General features: G+C 68.6%; 17 protein-coding genes and 1 tRNA gene. 12 read left to right on the top strand and 6 right to left on the bottom strand.

Annotated elements, in window-relative coordinates:
- Positions 1-8 precede the first annotated feature (8 nt).
- A complete protein-coding gene (locus H5398_RS00555; protein ID WP_255421954.1) occupies positions 9-1,589 on the bottom strand; it encodes a dolichyl-phosphate-mannose--protein mannosyltransferase in 1,581 nt (526 codons plus the stop codon).
- On the opposite strand from H5398_RS00555, the gene rsmI reads away from it, so the two are divergent.
- The 5 genes from rsmI to H5398_RS00530 are packed head-to-tail and all read left to right on the top strand — an operon-like array spanning position 1,588 to position 5,579.
- Positions 1,588-2,439: a 16S rRNA (cytidine(1402)-2'-O)-methyltransferase gene (gene rsmI, locus H5398_RS00550; protein ID WP_182798608.1), complete on the top strand. Its 852-nt coding sequence runs from the start codon at positions 1,588-1,590 to the stop codon at positions 2,437-2,439. The genes H5398_RS00555 and rsmI overlap by 2 nt on opposite strands.
- Positions 2,436-3,302, top strand: coding sequence for a TatD family hydrolase (locus tag H5398_RS00545; protein ID WP_182798607.1), 867 nt, complete (start codon positions 2,436-2,438; stop codon positions 3,300-3,302). Before rsmI ends, H5398_RS00545 begins: the two co-directional genes overlap by 4 nt.
- Positions 3,295-4,149 (top strand): 16S rRNA (adenine(1518)-N(6)/adenine(1519)-N(6))-dimethyltransferase RsmA, encoded by an 855-nt coding sequence (gene rsmA, locus H5398_RS00540; protein ID WP_182798606.1) that lies wholly within the window; start codon positions 3,295-3,297, stop codon positions 4,147-4,149. Before H5398_RS00545 ends, rsmA begins: the two co-directional genes overlap by 8 nt.
- A 45-nt stretch (positions 4,150-4,194) precedes the next feature.
- Entirely contained in the window at positions 4,195-5,094 is a 900-nt protein-coding gene (locus tag H5398_RS00535) for a 4-(cytidine 5'-diphospho)-2-C-methyl-D-erythritol kinase (protein WP_182798605.1), read from the top strand.
- Entirely contained in the window at positions 5,091-5,579 is a 489-nt protein-coding gene (locus tag H5398_RS00530; RefSeq protein ID WP_182798604.1) for a MarR family winged helix-turn-helix transcriptional regulator, read from the top strand. The genes H5398_RS00535 and H5398_RS00530 overlap by 4 nt, the downstream gene beginning before the upstream one ends.
- Here the strand turns inward: H5398_RS00530 and H5398_RS00525 are convergent.
- The 4 genes from H5398_RS00525 to H5398_RS00510 all read right to left on the bottom strand — a co-directional run bounded on the left by H5398_RS00525 (position 5,546) and on the right by H5398_RS00510 (position 8,901).
- Entirely contained in the window at positions 5,546-6,226 is a 681-nt protein-coding gene (locus H5398_RS00525) for a TetR/AcrR family transcriptional regulator (RefSeq protein ID WP_220489073.1), read from the bottom strand. The two genes, H5398_RS00530 and H5398_RS00525, sit on opposite strands and share 34 nt — an antisense overlap.
- A gap of 101 nt (positions 6,227-6,327) precedes the next feature.
- A complete protein-coding gene (locus H5398_RS00520) occupies positions 6,328-6,540 on the bottom strand; it encodes a hypothetical protein (protein WP_182798602.1) in 213 nt (70 codons plus the stop codon).
- Positions 6,541-6,792: 252 nt separating this feature from the next.
- Complete coding sequence (locus H5398_RS00515) at positions 6,793-7,362, bottom strand: DNA-3-methyladenine glycosylase I (RefSeq protein ID WP_182798601.1); 570 nt, start codon at positions 7,360-7,362, stop codon at positions 6,793-6,795.
- A gap of 171 nt (positions 7,363-7,533) precedes the next feature.
- Positions 7,534-8,901: a DUF222 domain-containing protein gene (locus tag H5398_RS00510; protein WP_182798600.1), complete on the bottom strand. Its 1,368-nt coding sequence runs from the start codon at positions 8,899-8,901 to the stop codon at positions 7,534-7,536.
- A gap of 173 nt (positions 8,902-9,074) precedes the next feature.
- Between H5398_RS00510 and H5398_RS00505 the strand changes: the two genes are divergently transcribed.
- A tRNA-Gln gene (locus tag H5398_RS00505) sits at positions 9,075-9,153 on the top strand.
- 549 nt (positions 9,154-9,702) lie between these two features.
- Here the strand turns inward: H5398_RS00505 and H5398_RS00500 are convergent.
- Positions 9,703-10,728: a LacI family DNA-binding transcriptional regulator gene (locus tag H5398_RS00500; protein ID WP_182798599.1), complete on the bottom strand. Its 1,026-nt coding sequence runs from the start codon at positions 10,726-10,728 to the stop codon at positions 9,703-9,705.
- Between the two features lie 136 nt (positions 10,729-10,864).
- Between H5398_RS00500 and H5398_RS00495 the strand changes: the two genes are divergently transcribed.
- From H5398_RS00495 to H5398_RS16990, 6 genes are read left to right on the top strand one after another with little or no spacing between them, the layout of a single operon-like run.
- Positions 10,865-12,367, top strand: a complete 1,503-nt coding sequence (locus H5398_RS00495) for an alpha-N-arabinofuranosidase (protein ID WP_182798598.1) — start codon at positions 10,865-10,867, stop codon at positions 12,365-12,367.
- Between the two features lie 21 nt (positions 12,368-12,388).
- A complete protein-coding gene (locus H5398_RS00490; protein WP_255443431.1) occupies positions 12,389-13,591 on the top strand; it encodes an ABC transporter substrate-binding protein in 1,203 nt (400 codons plus the stop codon).
- Positions 13,588-13,713 (top strand): hypothetical protein, encoded by a 126-nt coding sequence (locus H5398_RS17000; RefSeq protein ID WP_255443430.1) that lies wholly within the window; start codon positions 13,588-13,590, stop codon positions 13,711-13,713. The genes H5398_RS00490 and H5398_RS17000 overlap by 4 nt, the downstream gene beginning before the upstream one ends.
- Entirely contained in the window at positions 13,713-14,675 is a 963-nt protein-coding gene (locus H5398_RS00485) for a carbohydrate ABC transporter permease (protein ID WP_182798597.1), read from the top strand. The genes H5398_RS17000 and H5398_RS00485 overlap by 1 nt, the downstream gene beginning before the upstream one ends.
- The gene (locus tag H5398_RS16995; protein WP_255443429.1) at positions 14,675-14,941 is read left to right on the top strand and encodes a hypothetical protein; all 267 of its coding nucleotides are present in this window, start codon (positions 14,675-14,677) and stop codon (positions 14,939-14,941) included. The genes H5398_RS00485 and H5398_RS16995 overlap by 1 nt, the downstream gene beginning before the upstream one ends.
- Positions 14,908-15,507 carry a carbohydrate ABC transporter permease gene (locus H5398_RS16990; protein ID WP_370586018.1) on the top strand — a complete coding sequence of 200 codons (600 nt, stop codon included), beginning with the start codon at positions 14,908-14,910 and terminating at the stop codon, positions 15,505-15,507. The genes H5398_RS16995 and H5398_RS16990 overlap by 34 nt, the downstream gene beginning before the upstream one ends.
- Positions 15,508-15,517: the final 10 nt, after the last annotated feature.

Raw genomic sequence — 15,517 nt, 5'->3', positions numbered from 1 at the left:
GAGACCGCCTAGATCCAGGCGTTGCCGAACCACATGCGCATCAGCCAGGCCGGCCGCGTCATGATCTCAGCGGTGAGGATGGGGTAGAAGAACGCGAAGTTGAGGATGATCAGGGCCAGCAGCACGCCCACCGCCATCGCCCGCACGCGCCGTCGAGGATGGTGGGCCGGGCCTAGGATCTTGCCCAGGGCCATCGCCAGCACCGTGGCGCTGAACGGGATGATCATGATGGCGTAGAAGAAGAACAGGGGCCGGCCGGCGTAGCGGAACCACGGCAGGTAGGTGGCCGCGACGGCCAGCAGCGGAACGGAGAACCGCCAGTCCCGGCCCATCAGCCACCACACCAGCCCCGCGCCCAGCGCGAGCGCCGCCGCCCACCACAACAACGGGGTGCCGATGCCGTTGACGATGCTCACGCAGGTGGTGCCCACGGCCTCGCAGCCGTCCACCCCCGGCTCGATGTCGTTGACGGCGTAGATCGCGATGGGGCGCTGTAGGAACAGCCAGCCGGCCGGGTGGGCCTCGTAGGAGTGGGTGGCATCCACCATCATCCCGTCGCCGGTATGGAAGCGGTACATCTCAACGTGGTAGTGCCACAGTGAGCCGAGCGCCTCGCCGAAGCGCTGCACGACGGGGTCCTCCGGGTTGTCCGCGCCCCAGCCGCGGTAGTAGCCGCCGTCGGTAGTGAACCAGCCGAACCAGGAGCCGAGGTAGATCGGCACCACCACGACCACCAGGTTGACGAACGCCATCGGGGCGTCCACCAGCACCGACCACCACTGGGCGCGCCCGGCGCCGGCCAGCCGCCGCGCGCCCAGGTCCCAGAAGACGACGACGATCCCGAACATGGCGATGAGGAACAGCGAGTTCCACTTCACGGAGACCGACAGAGCCAGCATCACTCCGGCCGCCACGCGCCAGGGCCGCCACAGCAGCAGGGGCCCGAACGAGCCGCCCAGGTCCGGCAGGTCGTGGGCCCGCAGGTGGGCGGCGAGCTTGTGGCGCATCCAGTCCCGGTCCGCCACGAGCGCCGCGACACCCGCCACCGCGAAGGTGGCCTGGAAGATGTCCAGCAGGGCGATGCGGCTCATCATGAAGGCCAAGCCGTCGAAGGTGATCAGCAGCCCCGCGACGCCGCCGATCAGCGTGGAGCGCGACAGGCGCCGGGCCATCCGGATGGTGAAGAACACCAGCAGCGTGCCGAAGATCAGCGCCATGAACCGCCAGCCGAAGGGATTCATGCCGAACATCGCCTCGCCGGCCGCGATGAGCAGCTTCCCCACCGGCGGGTGCACGATGTAGGCGGCCGCCTCCTTCATGCCGGAGAGGTCCCCGGCCAGGATCATGTCGTTGGCGTCCTCGACCCACTGCCGCTCGTAGCCGGACTGCAGGATCGCCCACGCGTCCTTGGCGTAGTAGGTCTCGTCGAACATGATGGCGTGGGGCTGGCCCAGGTTGTGGAAGCGCAGCAGGAACGCCATCAGCGTGATGCTGAGGGTGACCACCCATCCGGCGGTGCGGTCGCGGAGCCGGCCGTCGTCGAGAGCCTGGAGCGTGGTCAGCACCCATGCATCATAGGCTGAGCTCATGCACCCCCTTCCCGACGGAGCCCTGATCCTGGCGGCCACGCCCATCGGGTCCTCCGACGACGCCAGCCAGAGCCTGCGCACCGCCCTGGCTTCGGCGGATGTCATCGCGGCGGAGGACACCCGCCGATTCCTCCTGCTCACCAAGCGGTTGGGGATCGAGCCGACGGCGCGGGTGGTCAGCTACTTCGAGGGCAACGAGGCCTCCCGCACCGTCGAGCTCGCGGCCGCCGTCGCGGCGGGGCAGCGGGTGGTGCTGGTGACCGATGCCGGCATGCCGTCGGTCAGCGACCCGGGGTATCGGCTGGTGGTGGCCTGCATCGACGCCGGCCTTCGGGTGACCGCCGTGCCCGGGCCTTCCGCGGTGCTGACCGCGTTGGCCGTCTCCGGGCTGCCCGTGGACCGGTTCTGCTTCGAGGGGTTCCTGCCCCGCAAGGCCGGCGAGCGGGGCCGTCGATTGGCGGCCCTGGCAGGCGAGGAGCGCACGATGGTGTTCTTCGAGGCCCCCCACCGCCTGGAGGAGTTCCTCCGCGACGGCGCCCGCGAGCTGGGCCCGGACCGTCCCGCGGCCGTGTGCCGCGAGCTCACCAAGCCCTACGAAGAGGTGATTCGCGGGCCGTTGGCCGAGCTGGCGGAGTGGGCTGGGGGCGGGGTGCGCGGCGAGGTCACCGTCGTGGTTGCCGGGGCGCCGCCGTCGACGGCATCGGCTGACGACGCGTTGGAGCTGGTGCGGCGGGCGCGGGCCGGTGGTGCGAGACTGTCCGAGGCGGTGGCGGACGTGGCGAAGGTCACCGGAGCCAACCGCAAGGAGCTGTACGCGGCTGCGTTGGCAGACAAGGAGAGCGCCAAGTGAATCCCCTCGACACCCTCGGCCTGCCGCCCCTGCCGGAGGCGCTGCCCCGGCCCGTCGTCGACAACCACACCCACCTGTGGTCCACCCACGAGTATTCGGGTCTGCCGGTGGGTGACTCTCTTCGGCTGGCCGCCCAGGTGGGGGTGTCGCGGGTGATCGAGGTGGGCTGTGACGTGGAGTCGTCGCGGGCGGCGATCGAGCTGGCCGAGCGCCAGCCCGCGGTGCGCGCCGCAGTGGCGCTGCACCCCAACGACGCGGCCCGGGTGTTCCTCCGCGACGGGGCCGCGGGTCTCGCCGCGGTGCTGGCGGAGCTGGAGCCGCTGGTCGCGGCGCCCGAGGTGGTCGCGGTGGGGGAGACCGGCCTGGACTACTTCCGGACGCGCGAAGCGGCGGGCCAGGAGGCTCAGGAGGTGTCCTTCCGGGCGCACATCGGGTGGGCGAAGACCTACGAGCGGACGCTGGTGATCCACGACCGCGACGCCCACGACGCCATCCTTCGCGTGCTCGACGACGAGGGCCTCCCCGGCCGGGTGGTGATGCACTGCTTCTCCGGCGACGCCGACTTCGCGCGGCGCTGCGTGGAGCGCGGCGCGTTCCTGTCGTTCCCCGGGGTGGTCACCTTCGGCTCCGCCGGGGCGCTGCGGGAGGCCGCGCTGGCGACGCCGCTGGACCGCGTCCTCGTCGAGACCGACGCCCCCTATCTCACGCCCGCGCCGCAGCGGGGCAAGGCCAACGCGCCCTACCTGCTGCCGCACACCGTCCGGTTCCTTGCGGACCTGCTCGGGGTGGAGCTGGCTGAGTTCTGCGACCGGATCGTCGCCACCACTGCCGCGGCGTACGGGGAGTGGGGGACGGATGCCTGAGCTCGGACTGCTGGACCCGGCCTCGGTGCGCCGCATCGCGGCGGAGCTGGACCTGCGCCCCACCAAGCAGCGGGGGCAGAACTTCGTGGTGGACCCCAACACGGTCCGGCGGATCGTCGCCCTCTCCGGCGTGACGGCCGAGGATGTGGTGCTGGAGATCGGGCCCGGGCTCGGGTCCCTGACGCTGGGGCTGCTGGAGACCGGTGCCCGGGTGGTCGCCGTCGAGATCGAGGATCGGCTCGCCGCGCGGCTGGAGCGGACCGTCCGCGAGCGGATGGGCGAGGATGCCGCCGAGCGGCTGACGGTGGTGGCCGCGGACGCGCTCCAGGTGGACGCGCTCCCGGGGCCCGCGCCGTCGTCGCTGGTGGCCAACCTTCCCTACAACGTCTCCGTGCCGGTCCTGCTGCGCATGCTCGAGCTGTTCCCGGACTGGACCGATGGGCTGGTGATGGTGCAGCTGGAGGTGGCGGACCGCCTGGTGGCGCCGCCTGGAAGCAAGGTCTACGGCGTGCCCAGCGCGAAGGTGGCCTGGTACGCCGAGTCCGCGAGGGTGGGGACGGTGCCGCCCAAGGTGTTCTGGCCGGTGCCCAATGTGGAGTCCGGCCTGGTGCGGATCACGCGCCGCCCGGCGCCCGCGACGACGGCGTCCCGCGAGGACACCTTCCGGGTGATCGACGCGGCGTTCTCGCAGCGACGCAAGATGCTGCGCGCCGCCCTGGCGGGGGTGATCGGGTCGTCGGCGGCAGCGTCGGAGCTGATCGAGGCGGCGGGTGTGGATCCCCAGCTGCGCGGCGAGATGCTGGACGTGGCCGCGTTCGCGGCGATTGCCGAGCGGGTCTCTGGCTGACGGACGCCACTGGGCCCGCGGCGCGGTTTGCGCTACGTTCATGGGGTGACGGCGGTCAGGGTTCGCGTGCCCGCGAAAGTGAACCTCGCCCTGCGGGTCGGCGGGACCGACGCCCAGGGCTATCACGAGTTGGGCACCGTCTTCCAGGCCGTCTCCCTCGGCGACGAGGTGGTGGCCGAAGCGGCTCCCGCGGGCGAGTTCCGGCTCGCGTTCCAGGGCGAGGGCGCCGCGTTCCTCCCCATCGACGACACCAACCTGGCGATGCGTTCGGCCAAGCTGCTCGCGGGGCACTTCGGGCGCCACGACGTGGGCGTCAGCCTGCTGGTGCGCAAACGGATCCCGGTGGCCGGCGGCATGGCCGGGGGGTCGGCCGATGCGGCCGCGGTGCTGGTGGCGTGCAACGCGCTGTGGGCGCTCGGCGCCACGCGGGATGAGCTGCACGACCTGGCTGCCCAGATCGGCTCGGACGTGCCGTTCCTGCTGCTGGGCGGCACCGCCATCGGCACCGGTCGAGGGGAGATCCTCACCCCGGTGATGTCGAGCGGCACCCTCCACTGGACGTTGGCCCTCTCCCACACCGGGCTGTCCACGCCGGCGGTGTTCAAGGAGTTCGACCGGATGTGCAGCCCCCAGGACACGAGCATCCCCGTGGCGCTCCTCGAGGCGCTTCGGGCCGGCGACGCCCCGGGTGTGGGGGCGGCGCTCATCAACGACCTGGAGCGGCCCGCGATCTCGCTGCAACCCACGTTGGCCCGCACCCTGGAGATCGGCCTGGGCGCCGGGGCGCTGGGCGCCATCGTCAGCGGGTCGGGGCCCACGTGCGCGTTCCTCGCAGGCTCGGACGCGCACAGCCATGAGTTGGCCGAGGTGCTCGGCGTCTTCAGCGGGGTCCGGGCCGTCCGCCGCGCCTACGGGCCGGTGCAGGGAGCGCAGGTGCTCGGATGACCGGCGACGAGGTCGACGAGGTGGTGACCGCGTGGGCGCGCGAGCGCGACGATCTGGCGCTGGAACCGATGCACATCTGGTCGCGCATCGACCGCCTGGCCGGCATCCTGGCCGGTCACCGCAAGCGCGCCTTCTCCGCCCACGCCATCGAGGGGTGGGAGTTCGACGTCCTCGCCGCCCTGCGCCGGGCCGGTGAGCCTTACAGGCTCTCGCCGGGGCAGTTGTTGCGCGAGACCCACGTCACCTCGGGCACGATGACCAACAGGGTGGACCGGCTGGTGGCGCGCGGAGCGGTGACGCGGGATCCCGATCCCTACGACGGTCGCGGGATGCTGGTGACGCTCACTGCTGCCGGGCTGGAGCTTGTGGATGCGGCGTTGCTGTCGCTGCTGATGCTCGAGGAGGCGCTCCTCGCGGAGTGGGACCCGCATGACCGGGCGGAGATGACCGACTACTTGAGGCGGCTGCTGATCGGCTCGGTCTGATCCTCGGCTTCAGCTTCGGGCGCGGTGCCGGCGCGGCGCCGGTCGATGCCTTCCATGATCAGCCTCGGCTCGGCCTGAAGGTGGGCCATGCCGTTCCAGGCGAGGTTGATGAGGTGGCTCGCCACCACCTGCCGGGACGGCTCGCGGTTCTCCAGCCACTGCTGACCCGTCTGCGCCACCAGCCCGACCAGGGCCTGGGCGTAGAGGCCGGCGAACTGGGGATCGTGCCCGGTGCGCTCGAACTCGCCCGCCAGGATGTCCTCCACCTGTGCGGCGATGTCGCTGAGGATGGAGGCGAACGAGCCGCTCGCCTGCCCCGTCGACGAGTCCCGCGAGAGGATCCGGAAGCCGTCGGGGCAGCCGTCGATGTAGTCCAGGAGGGCCATCGCGCCCCTCTCCAGCAGCTCTCGGGATCCGGCACCGGGGGTGGTCAGTGCGCTCCTGATGGAGGTGTGCAGCACCTGGGTCTCCCGATCCACGACCACGGCGTAGGCGCCCTCCTTGCCGCCGAAGTGCTCGTAGACCACGGGCTTGGAGACTCCGGCGCGCGCCGCGATCTCCTCCACCGAGGTGCCCTCGTAGCCGCGCTCGGCGAAGAGTTCGCGGGCGATCTCCAGCAGCTGCTCGCGGCGCTGCGTGGCCGTCATCCGGGTGCGGGAACGGCGTGCGCGGGCAGGTTGGCGGGTGGACACGGGTGCCATTGTCTCACGGCCGCCAGAGGTCGGCCCCGACGGCGGATCCACGCCTGTCACTCGGGGCCGGTGGCCCGCTTGAACCGCTGTTGGGCGCCCTGCTTCGTCAGTCCGTAGAGCTCCCCGATGCGGGACCAGGAGGCGCCGGCCCTGCGGGCGTCGCGGACGGCGGCGTTCTCGGCCAGGTCCGCCGCTTCGCGGGCGAGGCGCGCGGCGTCAAGGGCGCCGAGCGCCGCGGCTCGTGCATCGCCCTGACTCTTCTCCGCCATGTGCGCATCGTATATCGCGACACGCGTCAATGGATACTTGACAGAAGCGTCAAGTGATGGTTGACTCCTTTGTCAACGAGACATTGACGCACAGGAGGTGACATCATGGCGAAGAAGGATAAGAAGTCCAAGAAGGACAAGAAGTCGAAGAAGTCCAAGAAGTCCAAGAAGTGACTCGAACCCCACCGAGAAGGCCGGCCCCGTGAGGGGCCGGCCTTCGGCGCGTCTGGGCCTGGGGGGTGGGGCTCCGCACTAGGCCGTGGGCTGAGCCAGCCAGCAGCCCTGGATGTGGTCGTCTGCCATTCCCACCGCCTGCATGAGCGCGTACAGAGTGGTGGGGCCCACGAAGCGGAAGCCGCGCTTCTTGAGGTCCTTGCTCAGAGCGACGGTTCCTGGTGTCTGGGCCGGCACGTCCGCGAACGTGAGCGGTGGACGATCGCGGGGCTCTGGGGCGTGCTCGGCCACGAGGTCCGCCAGACGGAGGCCGCCGTCGTGCATGTCCAGCAGCGCCCGGGCGTTGCCGATGGCCGCGGTGATCTTGGCCCGGTTGCGCACGATTCCGGCATCGCCCATGAGCCGCTCGATCTCCTCCTCGCCGAACTCCGCGACCGCCGCCGGCCGGAACCCCGCGAAGGCGGCGCGGAATGCCTCGCGCTTGCGCAGGATGGTCAGCCAGGACAGGCCGGCCTGGAACCCCTCCAGGCAGAGGCGCTCGAACAGTGCCGCCTCGTCCGGTGAGTCCGGCACGGGCCGCCCCCACTCCTCGTCGTGGTAGGCCTGATACAGCCCGTCGCCCGCCCCGAAGCAGCGCACCTTGTCCATGAGTTGATCTCCCTTCAGAGATTCGAGTGTGCCCCCACTGTGGGCCGCGCGCGTGGCGATGTCCCAGACGACTTCGCGGGCTGGGGATAAGTCGTCGCGTCTTGGGGCGCGCGCTCCTGGCCCGCTCACCGGTTCGGTGGCGGGCTGAGCCGAATGGGCGGAGGCCCGGGGTCAGTTGAGGGCGACGGTGCCGTGCGGGGTGACGCGGTAGAGGTAGCCGAGTGGGCTTCGCCACAAAGCACAGCCTGGACTCTGCAGGTGGGCGAGCCAGTGACCGGCGGTCTTGGCCCGGTGGATGCGCGTCCTGAGGGGCGCGAGGTTGCCTGTCCAGGTCTGCCCCGGCGGTCCGGACGCCCGGTAGGCGACGGTGTGGTCCTGCTGCAGGCCGCGGCTGGGTGTCTGGGAGTAGGGGAAGGCGTCGGTGGGGAATATCTGGATCACCGCCTCGCGGAGCCGGTGGCTGGGGCGATAGGGATCCTCGGCCGGAATCTCCGGCAGGTCGATGACCGGGCGGACCACCACCTGCTTGTCGCCGAGGAGGAGGCGCAGCGTGTCCTGCGTGAGGGAGCCGGCGCCTTCGACCCGCGCGGGGCCGTCCAGGCCGGCCAGGGACGCGGCCGGGATGTGAACGAACACCTGAGTGACGGGGCGCAGCTTCTCCAGGGGTGCGGTGATGGTGCCGCAGGTGTGCCCGGTGCAGCCGGCTGGGTGTGGGCGGTGGCGCTCCGCGTCCGGATCCTGGTCCGCGATGGGACCTGGGGCGGCGGGGTCGAGGAGGGCCGGCTGACCGGCGGCCTGCTGCTGCAGCGCCAGCGCATAGGCGGGGTGGGCCAGAGCGCCCAGCGCCCGTGCCCGCAGCTCGGCCTTGGAGACGCCGGCGGAGGTTGGGTCCGCCGCGGGGAGGAGGGCGGCGATCTGCTCGATGGCGGCGTCGAGGTACTTGGCATCCAGAACGTCGAGCTGGGCCGAGACCTGCATGGAGCCCTCCCTGTACGCGTAGATCGACACGTGTCGGGCTTCCAGGGTCCGGCGTTCCTCCTCGGCGGCGAGCTGGGGCGCGACGTCGATGATCAGCTTGTCCATCAGGTTCATCGACGCAGTCCAGCTGAGCCTGTGCTGTTGCTTCAGCCATCGTGCGGACAGTGCGTCTGCCACCTCCTGGGGCAGAGATTCGCAGCGACCCGCGGCCGCGGCGGCGCGGTGGGGATCCACCTGGAGTTGTTGGACGGCGGTCCACAGCGTGGGGTGCCGGTAGCGAAGGTTGAGTGCGCGGCCGGTCAGGCTGACGGCCTGGCGTGTGGTGCATCCCAGGAGCCCGGCCAGTTCGAGGCCGAACCACTCCGAGATCAACGGGCAGCCCTCGCCGCCGACCCGGAGGTCCTGCTCGTAGAGGGCCTCGTGGCCCGCGTCTTCGGTGTCCAGGTGATAGCCCACGGCCAGCTGGGAGACCAGCCGTAGTTCGTCGGCTTCGGCTCGTCGTTTCGTCATCCGATTGGCGCGCAACTGGTCTGCCAGGTGCTGCGCCTCCGTTGTCTTCATGCCCTTCACGATAGAAACGACCTCCGACATTTTCGGCCTCCCGGAACCCTCCGGGCAACGTTTTTTTTGACGACTTTTCTGAGTGTCCGAGCTGGGAGGGTCCGGGTGCGTTGACCGCGGGTGGTCGCCCAGGGTTCGGCTGTATAGACTCGGCCAAGGCCCTTCGGGGCCGTTCCCCGGTTGGTCTTTCGGTAGGGCCCGCCTGACTTTGAATCAGGATTAGCGCAGCAGGTTCGACTCCTGCCCGGGGAGCCCAGGCCTTGGTCTGATGAAGCGAAGCCTGGCCCGACACTCCAAGAAACCCGACGTGACCCGTCGACGGTGCCGGGAGACGTGAGCCGTGGCGCGGGCGGCCGCCGTCCAGGGTCTTTTCGCTGCGGAGAGTCTGTTGTGGGTTGGGTGGTGAGGCCGCCCGGGCCTCGACTCCCACCTCCCTGCACTCGTTTCTCTGTGGCGTGGCCGGGTCGGGCGTGTGCCGACAGGGCGGCCCTGGTCTCAGTCTGTTCACGCGGGAGGCCAGTCTGGTGATCCTCGGGTTGGGCATCGCGACGCGCAGCCGCCCTGCATCCCCCACCCTCGCGGGAGCTCAAAGTCCCGCCGGGTGCAGCGATCCGGCTTCTCGGCCGCCCGGCTAGGGGGCGGATCTGGTGTCGACTACGCCACCAGATCCACCGCACAAGCAGCCGGGTCTCGTGACCCCGAGGGTGTCGCTCACAAATCCCGCTCACAAACGGATGAATCCCTGTGGATGGCAACAGATGCCCGGCGCCGGACGTCGCCTCCCCTATGGCCGCACGAGTCTCAGCGCGGGGGGATGCTCGGACGACGGCCTCGCGTGGACTCCCTCACCGTGAGAGTCCAAGGGATGTGGATCCGTTCGCCCGGGCCCGTGTAGCCCTCGATCCTGCGCACCAGGATGCGCAACACCTCGCGCACGAGGATGTCCATGTCTGGGGTGATGGTGGTGAGGGTGGGCGTGCTGTACCGACCTTCGGAGATATCGTCGAATCCGGCGACGGCGACGTCCTCCGGGACTCTGACGCCCGCCTCGGTGCAGGCCCTGAGTGCACCCACGGCCATGACGTCGTTGAAACAGAAGACCGCATCTGGCGGTGTGGGGAGTTGGAGCAGCTCCAGCATCGCAGTTCGGCCCGCCTCTCGGCTGTAGTCGCTGGTGCCTTTGAGGTAGGCGGGGTCGACCTCCATGCCGGCGGACTCCATGGCCTGGGCGTAGCCCTGCTGTCGGACTGAACCAGTGGTGACGCCGTGGCTCCGCCCGATGGTGGCGATTCGGGTCCGCCCGATGTCAATGAGGTGCTGTGTCATGGAGCGGGCCGCGGCCACGGAGTCCACGGCCACGTGGTCCACCCCGTCCGGGATGGCACGTTCACCCAGGAAGACGACGGGGACGTCAGAGCGGATGTTGGCCTCGATCTCCGCTCGGTCGAGACTCATCGGCGAGAAGACGACGCCATCGATCATGTGTGACTGAACCCCGCTCAGCACCACCCGCTCGACGCTTGGGTCTGCCCGGGTGATGTCGAGCAGCATCATGAATCCCAGCTCAGCGGCGGCGGCATCAAACTTGGCCGCGAGTTCGGTGAAGTAGGGGATGGCCAACTCGGGGACGGCGAGGGCGATGAACCCGCCGCGTCCATACTTCAGGTTCCTGGCCGACAGGTTGGGACGGTAGCCCAACTCGTCGATGGCGGCCTGAACTTTGGCGCGGGTCGGTTCGCGAACGTTGACAGTGCCGTTGACGACGTTCGAGACAGTCTTCAGCGACACTCCCGCCCGGGCCGCCACGTCGCGCAGTCTCACCGCCATATCTGCAGCCTAACCGTCCAGGCCGAGTCGCGCATCTACTACCGTTGTAAAATCGTGACCTCTGCAGACTTGCGCACAGGACAGTGGAGGATGCAGACTCAGAGGTAGGAAATTACTCCCGTTGCAAAGGCGCTCAATGGCCGAGTCCCAGATCACGATCCATCCCTCCTACCGCGTAGGCACGTTGAACCGCCGGATCTTCGGCACGTTCGTCGAGCACATGGGCCGCTGCGTTTACACCGGCATCTACGAACCCACGCACGTCACCGCAGACGAACACGGCTTCCGTCAGGACGTGGCCGAGCTGGTCCGCGAACTGGCGCCGACGATCGTCCGCTATCCCGGCGGCAACTTCGTCTCCAACTACAAGTGGGAGGACGGGGTGGGCCCGAAGGACCAGCGGCCCCGTCGCCTGGACCTCGCCTGGCGCTCCATCGAGACCAACCAGGTTGGCACTGATGACTTCCTCGCCTGGTGCGAACGGTTGGAGATCGAGCCCATGCTCGCGGTCAACCTCGGCACTCGCGGGCTGGAGGACGCCGTCGAGTACCTGGACTACGTCAACGGCACCGGCACCACGCTCGCTGCTCAACGGGCCGCCAATGGCCGCGAGGAGCCCTGGGGTGTGAAGGTGTGGTGCCTCGGCAACGAGATGGACGGGCCGTGGCAGATCGGGCACATGTCCGCTGCCGATTACGGGCGGGCAGCAGAGGAGGTGGGCAGCGCGTTCCGGCGCTTCGACGACACGCTCGAGCTGGTGGCCTGCGGCTCCTCCAACCGGATGATTCCCACGTTCGGCGCGTGGGAGCACGAGGTTCTTGACCGCTCGATTGACGTGGTGGACCACATCTCAGCACACGCCTACTACGAGCCGGTCGGCGGCGACATGACCTCGTTCCTGGCATGCGCTGAGGACATGGACCGGTTCATCCGCTCCGTCACCGCCACCGCGGATGCGGTGGCTGCGGCCCGGAAGGTGGACAAGAAGGTCTCCGTCTCCTTCGACGAGTGGAACGTCTGGTTCCAGGAGCGCTTCGACGGCGAGCGCTCCATCGAGGTTCAAGAGGCGCCCCCGCTGATCCAGGACGTCTTCAGCGTCGCTGACGCCGTCGTAGTCGGGTCTCTGCTGATCACGCTCATGCGCCACACCGACCGGGTGGCCATGGCCTGCCAGGCACAACTCGTCAACATCATCGCCCCCATCCGCACCGAACCCGACGGCCCGGCGTGGCGGCAGACGATCTTCCACCCGTTCGCCCTGACCAGCAGATACGCCCGCGGGGACGTCCTCGACCTACGCGTCGAATGCCCGAAGATCGACACCCCGTATTTCGGTGAGGTGGATCAGATCTGGTCCACCGCGACCATCGACGAAGCCACCGGCGACCTCGTCCTGTTCTGCGTCAATCGCTCCGAGCACGACGACCTCACCTCCACCGTCGACCTCAGCGCCTTTGGCGAGGTGGAGCTCGTCGAGCACATCCTGCTCCACGAGGACGACCCCTCCCTCACCAATACCGCCGGCAACGAGCGGGTGGCCCCGAAGCAGGGCGCCAGCTCCATCAACGAATCCCTCCTCACACTCACCCTCCCCGCAGTGTCGTGGCACTGCGTCCGGCTGTCCGTCCGGTCAGCCTGAACACCCTGGAAAGGAACACTCATGAATTCGATCAGTCGACGTGGACTGCTCGGCACCGGCCTCGCCATCGGTGCCACCGCCGGACTCGCAGCCTGTGGACAGAGCGCCACCACTCCCACCACCGGCGCCTCGGCCACCGGTGACGGAGGCGCGGCCGGGTACGACGGCCCTGCTGTCACGCTCGCCTTCTGGAACGGCTTCACCGGTGGTGACGGCGCGTACATGAAGACGCTCGTGGACCAGTTCCAGACCGAGCACGAGAACATCGCAGTCACCATGCAGACCATGCAGTGGGGCGACTACTACACCAAGCTGCCCACCGCGGTTCAGTCCGGCAACGGGCCCGACATCGCAGTCATGCACGTCGATTCGGTGGCCACCAACGCAGCCCGCAAGGTCATCCAGCCGCTCGACGACGTGGCCACCGCGCTCGAGCTCACCGAGAACGACTTCGCCCCGGTGCCGTGGGAGGCCGGCGTGTTCAAGGACGTCCGCTACGCGATCCCGCTGGACGTGCACCCGCTCGGCTTCTTCTACAACAAGACGGTCATGGAGAGCGCGGGGCTCGATCCCGAAGCCCCTCCGATGGACAACGACGCCTACATGTCCGCCCTTGACGCACTGAAGAGCAAGGGCATCGCCGGTCACTGGGCCTCGCCGTTCCCCTTCACCGGTGGACTGACCCGCCAGTCGCTGATCTACCAGTTCGGCGGCAGCCTGTTCTCCGAGGACGCCACCACGGCGGCCTGGGGCGAGGAGGGGGCGGTCAAGGCACTCACCTGGTGGCAGAACCTCGTCAAGGAGGGTTACTCCAACCCCAAGGTGGGTCAGGACGCGGACTTCATCGCGCTCCAGAACGGTCAGACCGCCTTCAACTGGAACGGCATCTGGTCCATCAACACGCTCTCGGAGAAGAAGGACCTGGAGTGGGGCGTCACCGTCCTGCCCAACATCGGCGGCGAGAAGGCGGCCTGGGCTGGCTCTCACCAGTTCGTGCTGCCCACGCAGAAGTCGGCCGACGAGAACAAGGCCAGGCTTCGCGGGTGTTCCTCAACTGGATCTCCCAGCAGTCGCTCGAGTGGGCCAAGGGCGGCCAGATCCCGGCTCGCAACTCGGTGCGCGAATCGCCCGAGTTCGCCGAGCTCACCCACCAGGCCGAGTTGGCCAAGCAGATCGACGACCTGCGCTTCACGCCGGCCGTGGCCGGAATCAGCGATGCCATGATCGAGTTCGACAAGGCAGTCAACGAGATCACGCTGGGGATGAAGGACGTGGCGACGACGCTCAACGCGTCCTCCGAGCGCGCCAACAAGATCCTCGAGGCGAACGCGAAGAAGTACGCCTGATGACCACCAGCCCGACCCGCCGGCGCCGAGGTAGCGCCGGCGGGTCGCCGCTGACCGCGTACCTCTTCCTGGCGCCCTACCTGCTGTTGTTCGGCGTGTTCGTCGTCCTGCCCGCCATTTACGGGTTCTGGATGTCGCTGCACGACTGGGACTTCACCCTGGAGGCGCGCCCATTCATCTGCCTGTTGAACTACGCCGACCTGTTCGACCCGCTGGCGGTGCAGTTCCAGCCCTTCTGGCGCGGCATGAGCAACACGGCGATCTTCACCCTGGCCAGCGTCCCCTTCCTCGTGGCGGTCCCACTGGGCCTGGCGGTTCTGCTCAATTCGGCCTTCCCCGGCCGCACCTTCTTCCGCGCCGTCTACTTCGTTCCCTACGTCCTGGGTGTCGCGGTGATCGGCGTCATGTGGCGCTACCTGCTGGACGGCAACTTCGGCCTCATCAACGCGATCTTCGGGGTCAGCATCCAATGGACCACCGATCAGCCGTGGGCCTGGATCGCGCTCGTGGGCGTCACGGTCTGGTGGACCATGGGCTTCAACGCCATCATCTACATGGTGGGCCTGAGTGACATCCCGCCCCACCTCTACGAGGCGGCGGCCCTCGACGGCGCCGGCCCGTGGAGGCGGTTCATCCATGTCACCTTGCCAGGCCTGCGCCCGGTGTTGATCTTCATCATGGTGACCACCGTCCTCGCCAGCGCCAACATGTTCGGCCAGTCCTACCTGATCACCCAGGGTGGTCCTACGGAGTCCACGATGACGGCCATCATGGTCATCACCGGCGTCGGCTTCGGGCAGAACCGGGCCGGGCAGGCGGCTGCGATGAGCTACCTGTTGGCCATCGCTCTGGCGCTTGTTTCCGTGCTCAACTTCTGGCTGATGCGTGACAAGGACGCCGCGCGTGAGGCGAAGGACCTCAAGCGACAGCGGAAGCTCGACGTCAAGGAAGGGGCCCTCTGATGAAGGCCAGCAATCGAAACCGCAACCCGTTCTTCTGGCTCGCCTTGGCCCTCCTGGCCATCGTGTTCGTCGGACCGGTCGCGATGATGATTCTTACCTCCTTCAAGACGAGGATCGAATCGCAGAGTCTGCCGCCGACGATCCTGCCGCAGGAGTGGACGATGCGCGCCTACGAGGTGCTTTTCGCGGCCGATTCCACCACGCCCGTGCTGCGCTGGTCCTCAATTCGATGGTGGCTGCCACGGGCCACGCGATCCTCGTGGTGACGGTCTGCTCCATGGCCGGCTACGCCTTGGCCAGGCTCACCTTTCCGGGCAAGAACATCATGTTCGGTGTGATCATCTCCACGCTGTTCGTGCCCGGCTTCATCTTCCTCATGCCCAACTTCGAGATGATGTCGCGGCTCACCTGGTTGGACTCATTCCTCGCCCTCATCGTGCCGGGCGCAGCTGGGGCCTTCGGCGTCTTCTTCATGCGCCAGTTCTTCCTGGGGTTGCCCATGGAGCTTGAAGAGTCCGCCCGCATCGATGGGGCAGGACCGTGGAGGATCTTCTTCAGCATCGTGCTGCCCAACGCCCGGGCGGCCGTGGTGACGCTGCTGGTGATCTCGTTCCTCGCCAACTGGAACGACTTCGTGTGGCCGCTGTACGTGATGTTCTCCACCGAGATGCTCACCATCCCGATCGGGCTCTCGCGTCTCCAGGGTGCCTACACGATCGACTACCCGGTGATCATGGCGGGCGCGACCATCGCGGCGGTCCCCGTCCTGCTCCTCTACGTGTTCGTACAGCGCTACATCATCGAGGGCGTCGCGAGTTCGGGGATCAAGTGACCCGCACCCG

The sequence above is a fragment of the Tessaracoccus sp. MC1679 genome (genome assembly GCF_014164775.1).
Classification (GTDB): domain Bacteria; phylum Actinomycetota; class Actinomycetes; order Propionibacteriales; family Propionibacteriaceae; genus Arachnia.
Note: the sequence above shows the minus strand (reverse complement) of the source record. Positions and strands in the feature narration are given on the sequence as shown.